Here is a 16,125-nt window from a genome sequence, read left to right on the forward strand (position 1 = left end):
TAATACGGTCATTGTTTATTTTAGGGATTGTTTTTTAGGATATTCGAAAGTATCCAGTAATCGTTACTACGAGTATTTATACTGCTGGTCTTTATTAGTATTATTTATGATAAAAGCGCCATTAGCCATTGCAGCTGAGGGCGCTTACAGCAAGGTACATTAGCGTCAACTTGTCACGTTTCTGTATCCACTCTGTATGCGATGTGTATAAAGACATAAAAAATGCGTCATCACTGAATCGCAGGAAAAAACACTAAGACCAGATGCAACCAGCCTGCTAAAAACCCTGTCAAACCACCCAACACGATTAATGTCATCTCATCTTCACGAAAAGCGGGACGTAATAAGTTCTGAAACTCATCTGGCGTCAGCGCGCGAATACGGTCACGAAACAGCCCAAATATTTTACTGGCACGGCTTTCATTGAGCTCAGGATCTCGCAATGGCACCATTGTCGCAACAATCGACTTATCAATGATGGTGTTTTTTAGCTGTCCATATTCGCGGCGACCCAAGCCTAGGCGCAGTGTCGTACTAATCACTGGCGACTCTAGCACTTTATATAAATGCGACTTCATCAACTCACGCGTTTGCGCAGCACGGTCACCATACATCATCTCATTCATGATGTTTTCAAGCGTCACCAAATCTTTTACGACAATTTCAGCAAAAACCTCAGAAACTTCCTCTTGGCGTTTCATAAAACCGCCTTGCAAACGATACTGGGCGATATGTGGTAATTGCGGTCTAATAAATGGAAAGCGACTCTGGACGGCAAAAAACTTCACATAAGGAATAAATCGCGGCTCTACAGGATTAAACACCATCCAAATAGCAATCCAATTGGTAAGAAAGCCCCAAATCGCGGCAAAAAACGGCACTGTCCAATGCTGCGGCACCACCAAAAATATAAACATTTGGATAATACCGAAGACCAAACCAATCAAAGCACTGATATGCCAAATAAAATCGATCTCTTTTTGACCAACCTTCAAAAACATATTGACCATTAAACGACGATCACTTTCCATCGTGTTAACAATCATTTTGCGCATATCAACCAAGTCTTCGACGTTATGGGTCAAGTCAGTCACCAAAGACTGCATGATATTGGGCAGCTCTTGATGCGCTTGAGCGTAGACACGGCGCTTTAACGCATAAGGCAGATTACCCCACAGCGCTGGCGAATGGTCCAGCATAATTTCATCAATCAATGCTTCAAGGTTTTTGTCCACGGTATCCGTGATGAATACCGCCATCTGCTCAGGCTCCATCGCCTGAAAAAACTCATCAAGCGAGCCAAGCTTTGACAGCGTTTGATCCACGATAACGCCTGATATCTTGCCAGCCTTTCGTGGGACGATGCCTTGCCAGCCAATACCTGGCAACCCAAAAAACGGGAAGTTTGGAATACGAATACCCCGAAACTTAATCGGATAGAACAGCATTTTAAGCGCCATCCACACGTGTATCCATGTGACAAATGCAGTCACAGGCGGAATAGTCAGCATGGCAAAAAACTCTGGGTGTTCAGCTATTGTCTGCCACAATGAAGTTGCATCCATGACTTATCTTGCCCCTGACAGGTTAATTGTCGTCGCTAATTAAAAAGGATTAGCAAATTAGAACGCTTAACAAAAAGCCGCTCTGCCCATGATAATTATTATCAAATAAATCGCCTGATTTTAGCATACTTGCCATTCATTAGCACACGTCGAGCCTAGGTAAGTTGTGACTAAGGATGACACGTTTTACTATTACTTTCGATAGTAACAATATTAATATCATCTACAGGCGCTTTAGATAATAACGACCACAAAATAAATGGGAGTGTACTGCGGCGGCTCATTTGTTCTGTTATAATTTGTGATTGTATGACCGCACATCGCTGTATATAGATTGAGGGATTATTATTTCAACTCATATCAGTCCATGTAATTGAAATTCTTATCATTATCCTTTATGCTCGCCGCACTTTGGTGAACGACCCTGCCCTTTTACTCTCTTTTATTGACTCACTGACCGTTTGGGCTCTTACTTTCTATGAATAAACCGCTAACCCCCAATACTGAACAGGTCAATCGTGTTTTCACCAGTCGTATTATTATCCTTGGAATTCTGATATTTATTGGATTGAGCGGCTTGATCGTGCGTTATGGTTACCTGCAAGTCTATGCGCACGATAAGTATACGACGCAAGCAGACAATAACCGTATTAAACTGATCTCTGCACCACCCAGCCGCGGCTATATTTATGATCGCAATGGGATCATATTGGCAGACAACCAGCCCGTATTTACGGCCATGTTAAGCCCTGATGAAGTCGAAAATCCAGAGCGTACGCTAAATTTGCTTGCGCCTATTTTTGAGCTAACAGATGAAAATATTACCGATATTTTAGCGCGACTGAGTAAAAGCAAAAACGATCCTGTGACCATAAAAATTGACTTAACCGATGCCCAATTGGCGCAGTTTAGTGAGCGTAAACCCTTTTTTCGCGGCGTGACCATTCAAAGCAAGCTGACACGTTCATACCCTTATGACGAGCTATTTGCACACGTCATCGGCTATGTTGGGCGTATCAATGATAAAGAAACCAAACGCATTGACAAAGATCGCTACGCTGGCACTGACCTTATCGGTAAAATCGGTATCGAAGATTATTACGAGGATATATTGCTAGGGCAACCGGGTTATCAGTCGGTAGAAACCGATGCTCTTGGCAATATTTTGCGTCAATTAGACACTAAACCACCAGTAGCTGGTAATGACATTACGCTAAGCTTAGATTATGGCTTACAGCAAGTCGCCCAGCAGCAGCTAGACGGTCGTCGCGGCGCTATCGTGGCAATCGATCCAAAAAATGGTGATGTCTTGGCGTTTGTCAGTAATCCAAGCTATGATCCCAACCCTTTTATCTCAGGCATCTCCTTTAAGGATTATGGCAATCTGCGTGAAGATCTGGATCAGCCGCTCTATAATCGTGCGCTACAAGGGACATACCCACCCGGCTCTACGATTAAACCTTTTGAAGGCTTAGGCGGCATTCATTATGGGCTGCGCAATTGGGAAACCACTATCTATGATCCCGGTTACTTTAGCTTACCAGGAGACTCACATCGATTCCGTGACTGGAAGCGTGGTGGTCACGGTACGGTAGATCTTAAAAAATCTATCGTGATGTCAGTGGATACCTATTATTATAAATTGGCTTATGAGATGGGTATTCAGCGCCTACATGATTGGATGGCACGTTTTGGGTTTGGTGAACCAACAGGTATTGATTTGCCCAATGAAAAATCAGGAATTATGCCGTCACCAAAATGGAAAAAAGACACCTATGATAAAGGCTGGTTGCCGGGCGAAACCATCTCAGTCAGTATCGGGCAGGGTTATTTCTTAGCCACACCATTACAGATTGCCAATGCAACCGCCATGACAGCGAACAAAGGCTATCACATTACTCCGCATCTCCTAAAAAGTAGCGATGGTGCAGCACAAGTTAACGTAATCACCAAACCTGATGGTAAAATCGAATATAACGGCAAACCGTCTGACTGGCTACGTATGCACGATGCAATGGAAGAAACCGTCAAGGCAGGTACCGGACGTGGGATTTATACGCCGCGCTATCGTATTGCGGGCAAAACAGGTACTGCGCAAGTCAAGTCCATTGCGCAAGGCAAACGCTATGATAAATCTGCCATAGACAAACGTCACTGGGATCACGCGTGGTTCAATGGTTTTGCACCCGTAGAAAATCCTGAGATTGCGCTTGCAGTACTGGTCGAAAATGGTGGCGGTGGTAGTGTGGTTGCAGCACCCATCGGTCGCGCACTATTTGACTACTGGATATTACAGCGCAAAAACGACCCTATCTTGCCACCAACGGCTGATCAACTAAAAGTCATCAAGCGCCAAAAAGCTTTTGAAAAATTGATGCGTGATGCCCAGCGTGAAAAAGAAGAAAAAGCGCTAGAAGAAAAGGCAGAGGTGGAAGCAGCCACAGCCGTCACGACCTCTGAGTAAAAATACGCTAAACGAGATACGGTACATATAAATATTATGAAAAAATCTATAAGCAGCCGCGAGCATAGGAACAATCATAAGAACAAAAATATAGCTGCGGGCGATGTGCGGATCATTGGTGGTCAGTTTAAACGCCGTGTTGTACGTTTTATCGACGCAGAGGGTCTACGTCCGACCCCAGATCGCTTGCGAGAGACGCTGTTTAGCTGGCTACTTCCTGATATTCATGGCGCTTATGTGCTTGATAGCTGTGCTGGTAGCGGTGCCTTAGGTTTTGAAGCATTGTCTCGTGGTGCCGCGCACGCAACCTTTATCGAAATAAATCCTGCGCAAAGTAATATGCTGCGTCACAGTGCTGAACAGTTACATCTGAGCGCTGATACCCATCAAATTATCCAAGGCACTGCAGAAAGAGTATTGATGCAAAAGCAGATTGTTCCGCGCCCTTTCAATATTGTATTCATCGATCCACCCTATGCTCAAGATCTGTGGCAACCTATTTTAATAGCACTGATTACCCAGTCGTTAATTGATAGTGAAACACTGATTTATCTAGAAGCGGATAAAGATTTAGAGAGCCAATTGAAGCAACTGGAAGAGACGCTTAATAAAAATCCAGATATCCAATCAGGTACTATTCAGCAAATAATCCGCTTTGAATGTGTGAAACAGACCAAAGTTGGACAAGTTGTTGCTGGACTTTATCGTTTATCATCGTCATAATTGTCGGGTTAATGCCTGCCATTAACAAATTTTACAAATGTTTAGAACCGCTAAAAACTGGCCAACGCTGCAGTTTAATGTATATAAGGCGAAAATAAACCCCAATGCAGCTTGCAAGCGTAGGCACTACTGCTTATAATGTGCAGTCTGTTTTTTGAGAGCCCCGTTCCCAGCTAAACTCTCAACGAATTCTAATTTTAAGGTTTTATCATGAAAACACTTAGTGCAAAACCAGCTGAAGTGACCCATGACTGGTATGTCGTAGATGCTGACGGCAAAACCCTTGGTCGCTTAGCCACTCAAATCGCTAGTCGCTTACGTGGCAAGCATAAGCCTTCTTTTACGCCGCACGTTGACACTGGTGACTTCATTGTTGTCATCAATGCTGATAAAATCACGGTAACGGGTAAAAAAGCGCAAGATAAAAAATACTATCGTCACAGTGGCTACCCAGGTGGTATCAAGGAAACCAACTTCAGTAAGTTGCTTGCACATAAGCCTGAAGATGTTCTACACAAAGCAGTTAAGGGTATGCTTCCAAAGGGCCCTCTTGGCTATGCGATGATCAAGAAGCTGAAGCTATATGCGGGTACTGAACATCCACATACTGCACAGCAACCTAAAGAACTAGACATCTAAGGATATACTTATGGAACGCAATTACGGAACTGGTCGCCGCAAGACGTCTACTGCTCGTGTCTTTTTAGCTAAAGGTACTGGTAGCATCGTTGTTAACGGTAAGCCACTTGATGAGTATTTTAGCCGTGAAACTTCACGTATGGTTGTTCGTCAGCCTCTAGAATTACTTGACTCACCTACTGCTTATGACCTTTACATCACTGTAAAAGGTGGCGGTATTAGTGGTCAAGCTGGCGCAATCCGTCACGGCATCACGCGTGCATTGATTGAGCTAAACGAAGCCAACAAGCCTGCACTAAAAGCAGCTGGCTTTGTTACTCGTGACTCACGTCAAGTTGAACGTAAGAAATTGGGTCTACGTAAAGCACGTAAACGTCCACAATTCTCGAAACGTTAATCAAAGCTATCTCTTATCTTTTTGCGGCTGTTGTCTTTATCTCAGAGCGACAGTCACAATATTAAAGAAAATAGTAGATTTGCAAAACCTTATAAGCTGTTCGCAGCTTATAAGGTTTTTTTATGGCTGATGACTTTTGCATTTGCTCGTGACTTTGTTCGTAACTCACCTTGCAAAGCAATGCTGACTACCCCATCATGATGATAACTTTTCATTATTAGTAACAATTTTATGAAAGCGCCTGAACAATACGACCCCAGCAAACCACCTGCCAAAAGCAGCCTACCACCGTCAAGTACGCAGCAGCCTGCTAAGTCCCCAGCGATACCTGCTGGCATGCCAACGATTACCCAAAATCATAAGCGCACAGCACCCATAGAAAAAAAGCCTTTTCAATGGCAGTTTTTGTTGCCTAAATATTGGGGCATTTGGCTATTGGCAGCAATGATCTTACCCATCATATATTTGCCGCTACGATGGCAGTTTTGGCTGGGACGTCAGCTGGGCATATTTATCTATAAAATAGCAGGCTCACGTCGGCGTGATACGCTTATCAACTTAAAACTGGCTTTTCCAGAGAAGCCAGACGTTGAGCGCGAATTGATGGCAAAACAAGTCTTTGTCAATCAGGGCATTGGTGTTTTTGAAACCTTATGCGCTTGGTATCGTCCAAATGTTTTTACTCGTACCGTTTCAATTTCGGGATTACAGCACGTTGTCAATGCACAGAATGAGGGTCGTCCTGTCATTTTACTGGGCGCTCATTATACGATGCTTGATTTGGGCGGCATGCTCTGTACGCAATTTTTTCCGATGGATGGGATGTATCGACCGCAGAATAACGCGCTACTTGATTGGTTTGTTTATAATGGCCGTGCCAGTATTCTTAGCAAGCAAATAGCCAGTCGTGACATGCGCAGTTTTGTTGAGTCAATTAAAGCTGGTCATGTGATTTGGTACTCACCTGACCAAGATTATGGTCTAAAACAAGGCGTCATGGCACCATTCTTTGGTGTGCCAGCAGCGACTATTACAGCATCACGGCGCATGGCAAAATTGGGCGACAAGGCACATCCACCCGCATTAATGGCGCTGCATACTTACCGGCAGACACCAGACAGTTTACCCAAAGGCAAACGCCCGCACTATCATCTAACGATTACCCCAGAAATTCAAAACTATCCAAGTAACGATGAATTGGCTGATGCGACGCGAGTCAATGAGTTGCTAGAGGGGTTGATTCGTATTGATCCCACTCAGTGGATGTGGTTCCATCGTCGTTTCAAAAATGGTCCTGATGGTCGTACTGATATCTACAAGTAAGCGTGTATTGCTACGAAAGATCGCCAGAAAATTTGCTATACTTTGCAGCTTATATTTTTTATATTACCTACGTATAAATAACAATGAATTTATAATAAATTGAAAAACAAAAATTTTATAAATAAAACCTTGATGAACCAAATAATGGATTTACCATGAATAACACTCATATTTCTGATAACCAAAGTTCTGACAACCAAGCTCCTGATCACTCAACGCAAGCCAAACGCATTTTGACGGGCATCAAACCGACAGGTACCTTGCATTTAGGAAATTACGTTGGCGCGATTCGTCCAGCCATTCAGTCTATCCAAAACAGTGATGACGAAGCATTCTTTTTTTTAGCAGATTACCATGGCATTATCGGCTGTTATGATCCTGCTATTATTTACGAATCGACCAAGGCCATTGCAGCGACTTGGCTTGCCTGTGGACTTGATCCTGAGCGCGTCACTTTTTACCGTCAATCAGATGTGCCGGAAATACCAGAGCTTGCTTGGATTTTGAACTGCTCATGTGCCAAAGGTTTAATGAATCGTGCTCATGCTTATAAAGCAGCTGTTGATATTAATATGAAAAAAGAAGATGTCGATCCTGACCAAGGTATCAACATGGGGTTATTTGGCTACCCTGTACTCATGGCAGCAGACATCTTGATGTTTAATGCCACACATGTACCTGTCGGTCGCGACCAAATTCAGCATGTTGAAATGGCACGTGATATTGCTGGTACCTTTAATCATCGCTATAAAACGCTCTTTACCTTACCATCTGCCGTTGTAGATGATGATATCCCATTACTAACGGGTTTGGATGGTCGCAAGATGAGTAAGAGCTATGGCAATACCATTCCGCTATTTGGTGATTCTAATCCACAAGTTAGCGCCGAAAAGCAGATGCATAAAGCCATCATGAAAATTGTGACCAACTCACAGTTACCTGCTGAGCCAAAAGACCCTGATGACTCTGCTATTTTTGAGATTTATAAAGCCTTTGCTACTCCTACAGAAATTGCTGATATGCGCGCGCAGTTCGCCGCTGGTATCGGCTGGGGCGATGCTAAACAAGCCCTGTTTGAGAAAATAAATACGGAAATAGCACCCTTCCGCGCGCGTTATGAGCATCTTATGGCTAACCCAAAAGAGCTAGAAGAAATCTTACAAATGGGTGCAGAAAAAGCCCGTCGTCATAGCCGTAAGCAACTAGATAAAGCGCGTCGTGCCATTGGTATCCGTCCACTTGCCAAACTTAAATAATAAACAAAGTATTGGTAGATATTATTAATGTCGATGCATGAAGGTTTTGAACGTACTTATTTTTTGTCTTATTGTCAGTCTGTATATGATACGGACAAAGCGTATGACTCTGAGCAAACGAATAGACTTAATCGTCATCGTCATGTAGAACTGGATTCTGCTCAATTTCTAGCCAATATTGCCATGATAAGAAAGCCCAATAAAGTACTGGAGATTGGTACTTCAACTGGGTTTTCTACATTATGGCTTGCTTATGGTTTACGTTGCCAGTCTAACATTGAGTTTATATCGTTAGATATAGATAAAAGCCGAAGCGATGCTGCTAGGAAACACTTACAGAATACTGGTTTATACCCTCTCGTCAGGTTAATAGTGCAAGACGCCTTTGTTTTTCTAAATGAGACTGATGACATTTTTGATTTGATATTTTTAGATGCGGAGCGTCAGTTTTATTCCAATTATACCGAACGTCTACATAAAGTATTAAGTGTTGGCAGTGTTCTTATTGTAGATAATGTCATCTCTCATGGTGGTGAGGTTTGTGAATTCTTAACAGAATTCATAAATAATTCTCGTTATATTTGTCATACTTTGGATATTGGTGCAGGATTATTTATGGCAGTATGTCAGGAACCTTAAGCATGATAGATATATTTGATACTACTGCTATTCGCATTTACCAGACATCCGTACAACATCTACCAGAAGATCTCTATGTGCCGCCGCAAGCCTTTGCCATTTGGCTTGAGCAGTTTGCCGGACCATTAGATTTCTTGCTATATTTGGTCAAAAAAAATAACGTTGATCTGACCCAAATGCCGATACTACCCATAACGGAGCAGTATTTGGCTTACATCAGCGAATTAGATACCGAGCATTTTGAATTGGCAGGCGATTATCTGTTGATGGCGTCCACGTTGATTGCCATTAAAACCGAGCTGTTGCTGCCCAAGCCTGAAACTCCTAGCGATGAGCGTGATCCAAAAGCAGAACTGATTGAGCGCCTTGAAGAATATGCGCAAATCAAAGTAGCCAGTCAACGCTTAGATAATCTGGTACGTCTTGAGCGTGATGTGTTTTTGGCCATGGTCAGTATGCCCGGTCAAGACGTCATGAATGCTGAACTACCTAGCTATTCGCCAAACCTTTTGATTGACAGCCTATTTAAAATGCAGCTGCAGCCCGATTATCAAATGCATACCATCAACGTCGATGCTGTTCCTCTTGCTGATCGTATTGCCAGTATTAGCCGACAGCTCAGTACGGATGGCGAGCGCTCTTTTTATGAGCTACTAGATAAAACACAAGGTAAAATAGGTGTGGTTGTCAGCTTCGTCGCTATATTAGAGCTGATAAAACGACAGTTGGTTGGTATTATAAATGCTGATTTAGAAAGTCACCCTACCACTGACAATAATGATGCCGAAGACCGTCATATTAAACCCTTAACGTTACAGTGGTTGGCATAGTTATTATTCACCTATCTATTCCTATAAATATCGATACACATTATCATTTAAAAAGAGTCGCTTTCTAATGACAGATACTGACAATACCAAGCAAGATCATGACAAACCATCCTCATTATCTACCGCTTTACTGTCATTGACCGAAGAGCAGCGACAGCATCTAGCAGACTTAAGCAAGCATATCGAAGTGCTATTACATGCGTCCGAAGCGCCCCTCACCGCCACTGTCTTAAGAAAACACCTATCTTTAACGGCTAAAGAGCTAACAGAGGCTTTGGCGCTACTAAGACAGCGCTTGGATATGGGCGTGCTAAGCTTGCACGAAACTGCCAGCGGTTATCGACTGCAAGTCGCGAATAACTATAGTGCTTTAATTCAACGCGTCTTCCCGCAGCGCCAAGAACGCCTGAGCCAAGCCTTACTTGAGACGCTTAGTGTGATTGCTTACAAGCAGCCAGTGACTCGTAGTGACATAGAACACGTGCGCGGTGTGACGCTATCAAGCAATATATTGCGTCAACTATTTGATAAAGGCTGGATTGAAGAGAAAGGTTACAAAGAAACCTTGGGTCGCCCAGCATTACTACAGACCACGCCACAATTTTTAGATGCCTTTGGACTGAGTGAGTTGAGCGAGTTACCACCGATGCCAGATATCAGCGCTATCAAAGCGATGTCTTAAGCCTTTAGAGCGTGAAGCCTTTAAAAATCATTAAGCATTTAAAACATGATATAGAAGAGATTTAGCATTATTTTCCAGAGAATCTTCATTCAAAAAAAAGACAGACCGCATAGGATCTGTCTTTTTTATTTAATCAAGAAAGTCTTTGACTGGCTCTCAAGAATTAACTTTTAAGCATTGGCTCTTGATAACGGCCTGTTATTGATTAATGACATCAACGCCTTTTGGTGGCGTAAACTTAAACTGACTGCTACTAATGCTTGGGTTCAGTTTGATACCACTAAATTTGATTGAAGTGGTTTGACCAAGGCTATCATTTAGCACCATCATTACGGGCTTCCCACCGCTAAAACTCATTGACAAGCTCTTAAAGCTGGCACTGTCTGATTTTGGATACAACACGTAGTAATTTTTATTATCATATGGCTGGGTAATTTTGAAATTCTTGTCAATTTGGCTTGGGTCGCCTGATAACAGCAGTGCTGGCGTATTACCAACTTGGCTGTCAACGTTTTGCTTGGTCGCTTGTTCTAAATCCTTGTCATAAACCCACATGGAGTTACCATTAGCGACGATCAGTTGCTGTGATGGCGACTTTGTTTCCCAGCGGAAATTATTTGGGCGTTGTACACTCATCGTACCCGTAAAAGTACCACTGTTGGCACCTTTGGTCGTTTGGCTAAAGTTAGCCGTCATGCTTTTGGTATTTGTCAGCAGCTTGTTTAAACGTTTGGCAGCGGTCAAATTATCAGCTGGTGCAGCAGTAGCTGATTGTGTCAATACCATCATTGGGGCTGCAACACCAAGCGATGTCATTAATACACCAGCTAGAGCACCGCTCATCATTTTTTGTTTTAAAGTTGTTTTGTTGGTTAATAAAGTCATCATAAATCCTCTCTAAAAATGCATAATCGCTTAAAAATTGTCGCTTAAAAATTGTCGCTTTAAAATAAGACATCTTATTAAAATTTTTGTTTTCCATAAATGTTTATCTAACAACCATAAAACGGGTGCTCATAAACAATGACAACAGTGTGCCAGTTTTTTTATTACACGCCTAGTCATGATTTGCAATCTTTACTACCGCTGCCATACACGCTTGTAACTACTCTTTTGACCATTTTTGTGATCATAAGCGGCTACACAATAATAAACCGCATGGATGGTGATTTTTTTGACTATTGATTATTTCCTAATATTGTTTAGCAGCATAAAGCCAATTTAGTATCCATAACCCCTACGAAAATAACTAAAAAAAGCCCCTACTACCAAACGGTAATAGAGGCTTTTTAGTCATCGGATTATTTTAGTCTTCGACTAAAACAACCTTGATGGGCAATTATGCGCTTTCAACCATTACATAACGACGGTTGAACTTACCTTTGGTCGCAAACTTTACCACACCGTCATTCAGTGCAAATAAAGTATGGTCACGACCCATGCCAACGCCTTCGCCTGCGTGGAATTCTGTACCACGTTGACGAACGATGATGTTACCAGCTGTGATAGCTTGGCCACCAAAGATTTTAACGCCTAGCATTTTTGGGTTTGAATCACGACCATTACGGCTTGAACCGGCAGCTTTCTTATGTGCCATGGGAAAATCTCCTTGTTAATTTGACTTATCGCTGATGCGATAACTCTTAAGCGTTTAGTGCACTATTTAGCAGTAATTGCTAAGTGGATAATTAGGCATTAATGGCTTTGATTTTTAACAAGGTATACCATTGGCGGTGACCTTGCTCTTTGTGATAATGCTTACGACGGTTGTGCTTAACGATACGGATTTTTTCGCCGCGACCATGTTCAACCACTTCAACTTCAACGCTAGCACCTTCAACGATAGGCTGACCGATTTTGACAGTTTCGCCGTCAACAATCATCAATACATCTTCGAATTTGATTGTTGCGCCAGTTTCTGCTTTTAGTAGTTCAACTTTAAGCAACTCATCGACAACTACACGGTGCTGTTTACCACCAGTTTTGATTACTGCGTACATTGTATGACTCCGTTTAACCCGTGTGCCGTGGCTGATGTTATACCAACGCTTTTACGACGAACACGACAGGGAAAAATTAAAGGCAAGATTTTACGGCTTTTTGCTCATAAAAGCAAGCCGTCTATCTCACTTGTTTGACTGGTTTTTGTAAGGCAGTTACACGAATAACCACCTCACTTTTTATTATATCTACTGCTGATTAGGAGCGCATCTAAGATGCTACTCCAACAAAAAAACACTATATAATAACAGCGGCTATTATAACTTATATAATCATCGACTTACAGCCTTTTATACATCTCTTAAAGGACCTTAAATGTCGCCGATAAATGACCATTAATTCTAGTGAAATTTTAGCCAATTTTTACAGTTTTTATGTCAATTTCTATATATAGTAAATCTTATATAAAAGATAGGTGCGATGTTTTAGGCACGTTTTAACCCACAATCTAAAGGCATAGCTATGCTATTATAGAAAATAATGCCTTACCTATCTATAAAACTAAGGCTATAAAAAATTCTCTTTATTCTTATTAATATGACTATTTATTATGACCAGCATCCCTTCACATAAAACAGATTCAATGACTCAATCAACGCCTAATTATGCTGATATTCAAAGTATCGTGGCGGATGATTTTGAGATTATGGACAAGCAAGTATTCGGTAGTCTTAATTCCAAAGTTCAGCTGGTAATGAGCGTCTCACAGCATGTAATCAATGCTGGTGGTAAGCGCATGCGCCCGCTGATTACCTTGTTATGTGCACGCATGTTTGAGGACAAGCCCTCAGAAAAAGCCATGCATCTAGCCGCTATTACTGAGATGCTGCATACAGCGACCTTGGTTCATGACGATGTGATTGATGAGTCAGGACAGCGCCGTGGTAAGCCGACGGCTAATGCTACATGGGATAATGCCACCGCGGTACTGGTCGGTGACTATCTGATTGCTCGCGCCTTTAATTTATTAGTTGGCTTCCAAAGCTTACCACTGCTGCAAGTATTCTCAGATGGCACCTGTGATATCGCTGAAGGCGAAGTATTACAGCTCCAGCATCAGCATAACCCTGCCGCGACAGAAGAGGACTACTTGCGCATTATTGACGGTAAAACCTCGCGGCTGTTTATGATGGCGACTCAAGGCGCTGCAATTTTACAAGACAGAATAGAGCATATGCAGGCTTTAGGCGATTTTGGTCAGCACTTTGGCAATGCTTTTCAAATTATCGATGATGTGCTCGACTATAGTGGTGATAGTGAGGTAATGGGCAAAAACCTAGGAGACGACCTCGCTGAAGGCAAGCCAACCCTGCCGACCATCAAAGCGCTTGAGCTGCTAAAAAACAGCGACATCGAAGGCTATGAGCAGTTGCGTGTCGCCGTACAAACTGGAAAGACACCGAACGCTGAACAACTTATTGAGTTAGTGCGCCGCTCAGGATCATTAGATTACTGTAAGCAGCGGGCTTGGGAAGAAACCAAGCTGGCGCAACAAGCATTGAGTACGCTACCTGACAATCGTTATCGCACAGGCTTATATCAATTGACTGAATTGGCTAGCGCACGCTTGCTGTAGTCAGTATCGTCATAACAGCTGTCAATACTTGCGGCTAGCAGCCATTAACTGTTGATAAAGACCCTTAATGAGTAATTGTGTTAATGGTCACAGTTAATAGTTGCTAAAGTTTTTGTTTTGTTGGCAAACCTTATTTATCATTCATTAAAGACCTTACAATCTATATGGTTATACTATTTTCACAAAAGTTTACAATTATTTCTCATTGACCGTTGTATGACTGTACATTAGCTGTTAATGAAGATGGCGCTTGCCATGACAGTATTTCATGCATTCACAAAAGCTGATATTACGGTTTCTAACCATAAATCCTGCGCTCAACTACTTGACTGTGGGGTTATCCCGATAGTTTATAATTACTCGTTAACTTTACTAATCAAGGTTGTGGTTTGGCTACAGCTTTGATGCTTAAGATTCTTACACCGATACTTGATACTTATATCGCTATTAGAGATTCTAATAGTGATGTTTGGCTAAATTCATATTATTAAGAACAAATTTAGCCGAGAAAGTAAAGCTCATTAGAATCAATACTCATTTTTATATTCAATACGCTTAGATTTATTGATAAACTTTTTATACTGTCATTACTTATTTTATACCTATTGCCGAGGACATTGATGAAGCACTCTACTCTTGCGCTTGTAATAGCATCTGTACTATCTGGAGCTGTACTGATTGGCTGTGACAAAAACGAGGACGCCGCTGGCGCAGATGCCGCACAGCAGCAGATGCCGCCTGCGGTTGTTAACGTCCAGACTGTCACGCTCGATACTGTACCCCAAGTACAGACTTTTTCTGGACGTACCACGGCTTATCAGACTGCCGACGTCCGCCCACAAGTTAATGGCGTTATTGACGAAGTATTGTTCCGTGAAGGCGGCAACGTCAAAAAAGGCCAGCCACTTTATCGTATCAATACTGATAACTACGCTTCTTCTGTCACCAGTGGTCAGGCAGCAGTGCAACAAGCACAAGCAAATTACCAGACTGCACAAGCAAATAATGCCAATGCAAAAGCCGAGCTAGCCAGCCGTCAGGCATCATTGGCACAAGCACAAAATGATTTACAGCGCTTACAAGGCTTGGTCAGCATCGACGCCATCTCAAAGCAGCAGTATGAGCAGGCACAAACACAAGTACGTACTGCACAAGCAGCGGTACAAAGTGCGGTCGCCGCTGTTGGACAGACACAAGCAGGCATCGAAAGTGCAAAAGCAGGCATTCAAACTGCTCAAGCGGGTTTAGATGCTAGTAACCTAGATCTTAACCGTACCATCGTACGTGCCCCGCTGTCAGGTCGTACTGACCGCTCTAGTGTCACCGCTGGTACTTTGGTCAGCGCAGGTCAAGCTGATCCGCTGGTGACTATCTCACGCTTAGATCCTATCTATGTTGATATCAGTCAATCATCCTCTGAGCTATTAAAACTGCGTCAGCAAATCGCTGAAGGCAAAGCACAGCCGGGCATGAATTCGGTTGAGTTGGTATTAGAAGATGGCTCAGTCTACCCAGTACGCGGCAAGCTTGCTTTATCTGAAGCAAAGGTTGACGAATCAACAGGCGCTGTGACCTTGCGTGCTATTTTCCCTAACAGCAATAACATCTTGCTGCCTGGTATGTATGTGACGGCACGTTTGACACAGAGCGTGATTACCAATGCTGCATTGGTACCGCAAAGCGCCGTAATGCGTACACCGAAAAGTGAGACGCAAGTTTACATCGTTGATGAAAATAATAAAATCCAAGTACGTCCTGTCACTATTAATGGCACTTATAAAGGCCAGTGGGTTGTCACTGACGGCTTACAAGCAGGGGACAAGATAGTTGTTATCGGCGGCTCAAAAGTTAAGCCTGAACAAGAGGTGGTCGTTAAGCCATTAGAGAATCCAAACCCAGCACCAGCTAAAGAAGGTGCCCCTAATGCCCAGACGCCGCCGCAAGCTGCTAAAGCGATGGATAAGCCAGCTAGCAAAGATGCCACTGCTCAGAAACCAGCAGAGTCTACCGCTAACTAATTCCATTCAAAG

Annotated in this window: 15 protein-coding genes; 11 read left to right on the top strand and 4 right to left on the bottom strand. The window is 42.8% G+C overall.

The window, feature by feature from the left end; genetic code table 11:
- Positions 1-230: 230 nt before the first annotated feature.
- Positions 231-1,565 carry a hypothetical protein gene (locus I3257_RS04305; protein ID WP_087815527.1) on the bottom strand — a complete coding sequence of 445 codons (1,335 nt, stop codon included), beginning with the start codon at positions 1,563-1,565 and terminating at the stop codon, positions 231-233.
- Between the two features lie 478 nt (positions 1,566-2,043).
- On the opposite strand from I3257_RS04305, the gene mrdA reads away from it, so the two are divergent.
- The 9 genes from mrdA to scpB all read left to right on the top strand — a co-directional run bounded on the left by mrdA (position 2,044) and on the right by scpB (position 10,518).
- Positions 2,044-4,029 (top strand): penicillin-binding protein 2, encoded by a 1,986-nt coding sequence (mrdA, locus tag I3257_RS04310; RefSeq protein ID WP_238048919.1) that lies wholly within the window; start codon positions 2,044-2,046, stop codon positions 4,027-4,029.
- Positions 4,030-4,065: 36 nt separating this feature from the next.
- The gene (gene rsmD, locus I3257_RS04315) at positions 4,066-4,752 is read left to right on the top strand and encodes a 16S rRNA (guanine(966)-N(2))-methyltransferase RsmD (RefSeq protein WP_238048920.1); all 687 of its coding nucleotides are present in this window, start codon (positions 4,066-4,068) and stop codon (positions 4,750-4,752) included.
- Positions 4,753-4,962: 210 nt separating this feature from the next.
- Positions 4,963-5,391 carry a 50S ribosomal protein L13 gene (gene rplM, locus I3257_RS04320; RefSeq protein ID WP_045447009.1) on the top strand — a complete coding sequence of 143 codons (429 nt, stop codon included), beginning with the start codon at positions 4,963-4,965 and terminating at the stop codon, positions 5,389-5,391.
- Between the two features lie 10 nt (positions 5,392-5,401).
- On the top strand, positions 5,402-5,788 hold the full coding sequence (gene rpsI, locus I3257_RS04325) for a 30S ribosomal protein S9 (protein WP_045451158.1): 387 nt from the start codon (positions 5,402-5,404) through the stop codon (positions 5,786-5,788).
- 231 nt (positions 5,789-6,019) lie between these two features.
- Positions 6,020-7,111, top strand: coding sequence for a lipid A biosynthesis acyltransferase (locus I3257_RS04330; RefSeq protein WP_055123785.1), 1,092 nt, complete (start codon positions 6,020-6,022; stop codon positions 7,109-7,111).
- 155 nt (positions 7,112-7,266) lie between these two features.
- Positions 7,267-8,367, top strand: a complete 1,101-nt coding sequence (locus I3257_RS04335) for a tryptophan--tRNA ligase (protein WP_238048921.1) — start codon at positions 7,267-7,269, stop codon at positions 8,365-8,367.
- 27 nt (positions 8,368-8,394) lie between these two features.
- On the top strand, positions 8,395-9,006 hold the full coding sequence (locus I3257_RS04340; RefSeq protein WP_238048922.1) for a class I SAM-dependent methyltransferase: 612 nt from the start codon (positions 8,395-8,397) through the stop codon (positions 9,004-9,006).
- A gap of 2 nt (positions 9,007-9,008) precedes the next feature.
- The gene (locus I3257_RS04345) at positions 9,009-9,836 is read left to right on the top strand and encodes a segregation/condensation protein A (protein ID WP_238048923.1); all 828 of its coding nucleotides are present in this window, start codon (positions 9,009-9,011) and stop codon (positions 9,834-9,836) included.
- Positions 9,837-9,972: 136 nt separating this feature from the next.
- Positions 9,973-10,518, top strand: a complete 546-nt coding sequence (gene scpB / locus I3257_RS04350; RefSeq protein WP_227678880.1) for an SMC-Scp complex subunit ScpB — start codon at positions 9,973-9,975, stop codon at positions 10,516-10,518.
- A 198-nt stretch (positions 10,519-10,716) separates the two neighbouring features.
- On the opposite strand, the gene lolA is transcribed toward scpB, so the two are convergent.
- From lolA to rplU, 3 genes are all read right to left on the bottom strand, one after another.
- Positions 10,717-11,403 carry an outer membrane lipoprotein chaperone LolA gene (gene lolA, locus I3257_RS04355; protein WP_201581828.1) on the bottom strand — a complete coding sequence of 229 codons (687 nt, stop codon included), beginning with the start codon at positions 11,401-11,403 and terminating at the stop codon, positions 10,717-10,719.
- Between the two features lie 454 nt (positions 11,404-11,857).
- Positions 11,858-12,115 (bottom strand): 50S ribosomal protein L27, encoded by a 258-nt coding sequence (rpmA, locus tag I3257_RS04360; RefSeq protein WP_055123782.1) that lies wholly within the window; start codon positions 12,113-12,115, stop codon positions 11,858-11,860.
- 91 nt (positions 12,116-12,206) lie between these two features.
- Positions 12,207-12,518, bottom strand: coding sequence for a 50S ribosomal protein L21 (gene rplU, locus I3257_RS04365; protein ID WP_010199185.1), 312 nt, complete (start codon positions 12,516-12,518; stop codon positions 12,207-12,209).
- Positions 12,519-13,069: 551 nt separating this feature from the next.
- Here rplU and I3257_RS04370 point away from each other — a divergent pair.
- A complete protein-coding gene (locus tag I3257_RS04370; RefSeq protein ID WP_045451146.1) occupies positions 13,070-14,095 on the top strand; it encodes a polyprenyl synthetase family protein in 1,026 nt (341 codons plus the stop codon).
- Between the two features lie 620 nt (positions 14,096-14,715).
- Positions 14,716-16,113 (top strand): efflux RND transporter periplasmic adaptor subunit, encoded by a 1,398-nt coding sequence (locus I3257_RS04375; protein ID WP_201605019.1) that lies wholly within the window; start codon positions 14,716-14,718, stop codon positions 16,111-16,113.
- Positions 16,114-16,125: the final 12 nt, after the last annotated feature.

The organism is Psychrobacter sp. Ps7 (assembly GCF_022129225.1).
GTDB classification, from domain to species: Bacteria; Pseudomonadota; Gammaproteobacteria; order Pseudomonadales; family Moraxellaceae; genus Psychrobacter; species Psychrobacter immobilis_A.

Coding starts and splice junctions, on each gene's coding strand:
- I3257_RS04345 (WP_238048923.1), top strand. CDS start 9,009: ATGATAGATATATTTGATACTACTGCTATTCGCATTTACCAGACATCC.
- I3257_RS04375 (WP_201605019.1), top strand. CDS start 14,716: ATGAAGCACTCTACTCTTGCGCTTGTAATAGCATCTGTACTATCTGGA.
- I3257_RS04340 (WP_238048922.1), top strand. CDS start 8,395: ATGTCGATGCATGAAGGTTTTGAACGTACTTATTTTTTGTCTTATTGT.
- I3257_RS04370 (WP_045451146.1), top strand. CDS start 13,070: ATGACCAGCATCCCTTCACATAAAACAGATTCAATGACTCAATCAACG.
- rplM (WP_045447009.1), top strand. CDS start 4,963: ATGAAAACACTTAGTGCAAAACCAGCTGAAGTGACCCATGACTGGTAT.
- rpmA (WP_055123782.1), bottom strand. CDS start 12,115: ATGGCACATAAGAAAGCTGCCGGTTCAAGCCGTAATGGTCGTGATTCA.
- rpsI (WP_045451158.1), top strand. CDS start 5,402: ATGGAACGCAATTACGGAACTGGTCGCCGCAAGACGTCTACTGCTCGT.
- lolA (WP_201581828.1), bottom strand. CDS start 11,403: ATGACTTTATTAACCAACAAAACAACTTTAAAACAAAAAATGATGAGC.
- I3257_RS04305 (WP_087815527.1), bottom strand. CDS start 1,565: ATGGATGCAACTTCATTGTGGCAGACAATAGCTGAACACCCAGAGTTT.
- I3257_RS04335 (WP_238048921.1), top strand. CDS start 7,267: ATGAATAACACTCATATTTCTGATAACCAAAGTTCTGACAACCAAGCT.
- mrdA (WP_238048919.1), top strand. CDS start 2,044: ATGAATAAACCGCTAACCCCCAATACTGAACAGGTCAATCGTGTTTTC.
- rsmD (WP_238048920.1), top strand. CDS start 4,066: ATGAAAAAATCTATAAGCAGCCGCGAGCATAGGAACAATCATAAGAAC.
- rplU (WP_010199185.1), bottom strand. CDS start 12,518: ATGTACGCAGTAATCAAAACTGGTGGTAAACAGCACCGTGTAGTTGTC.
- I3257_RS04330 (WP_055123785.1), top strand. CDS start 6,020: ATGAAAGCGCCTGAACAATACGACCCCAGCAAACCACCTGCCAAAAGC.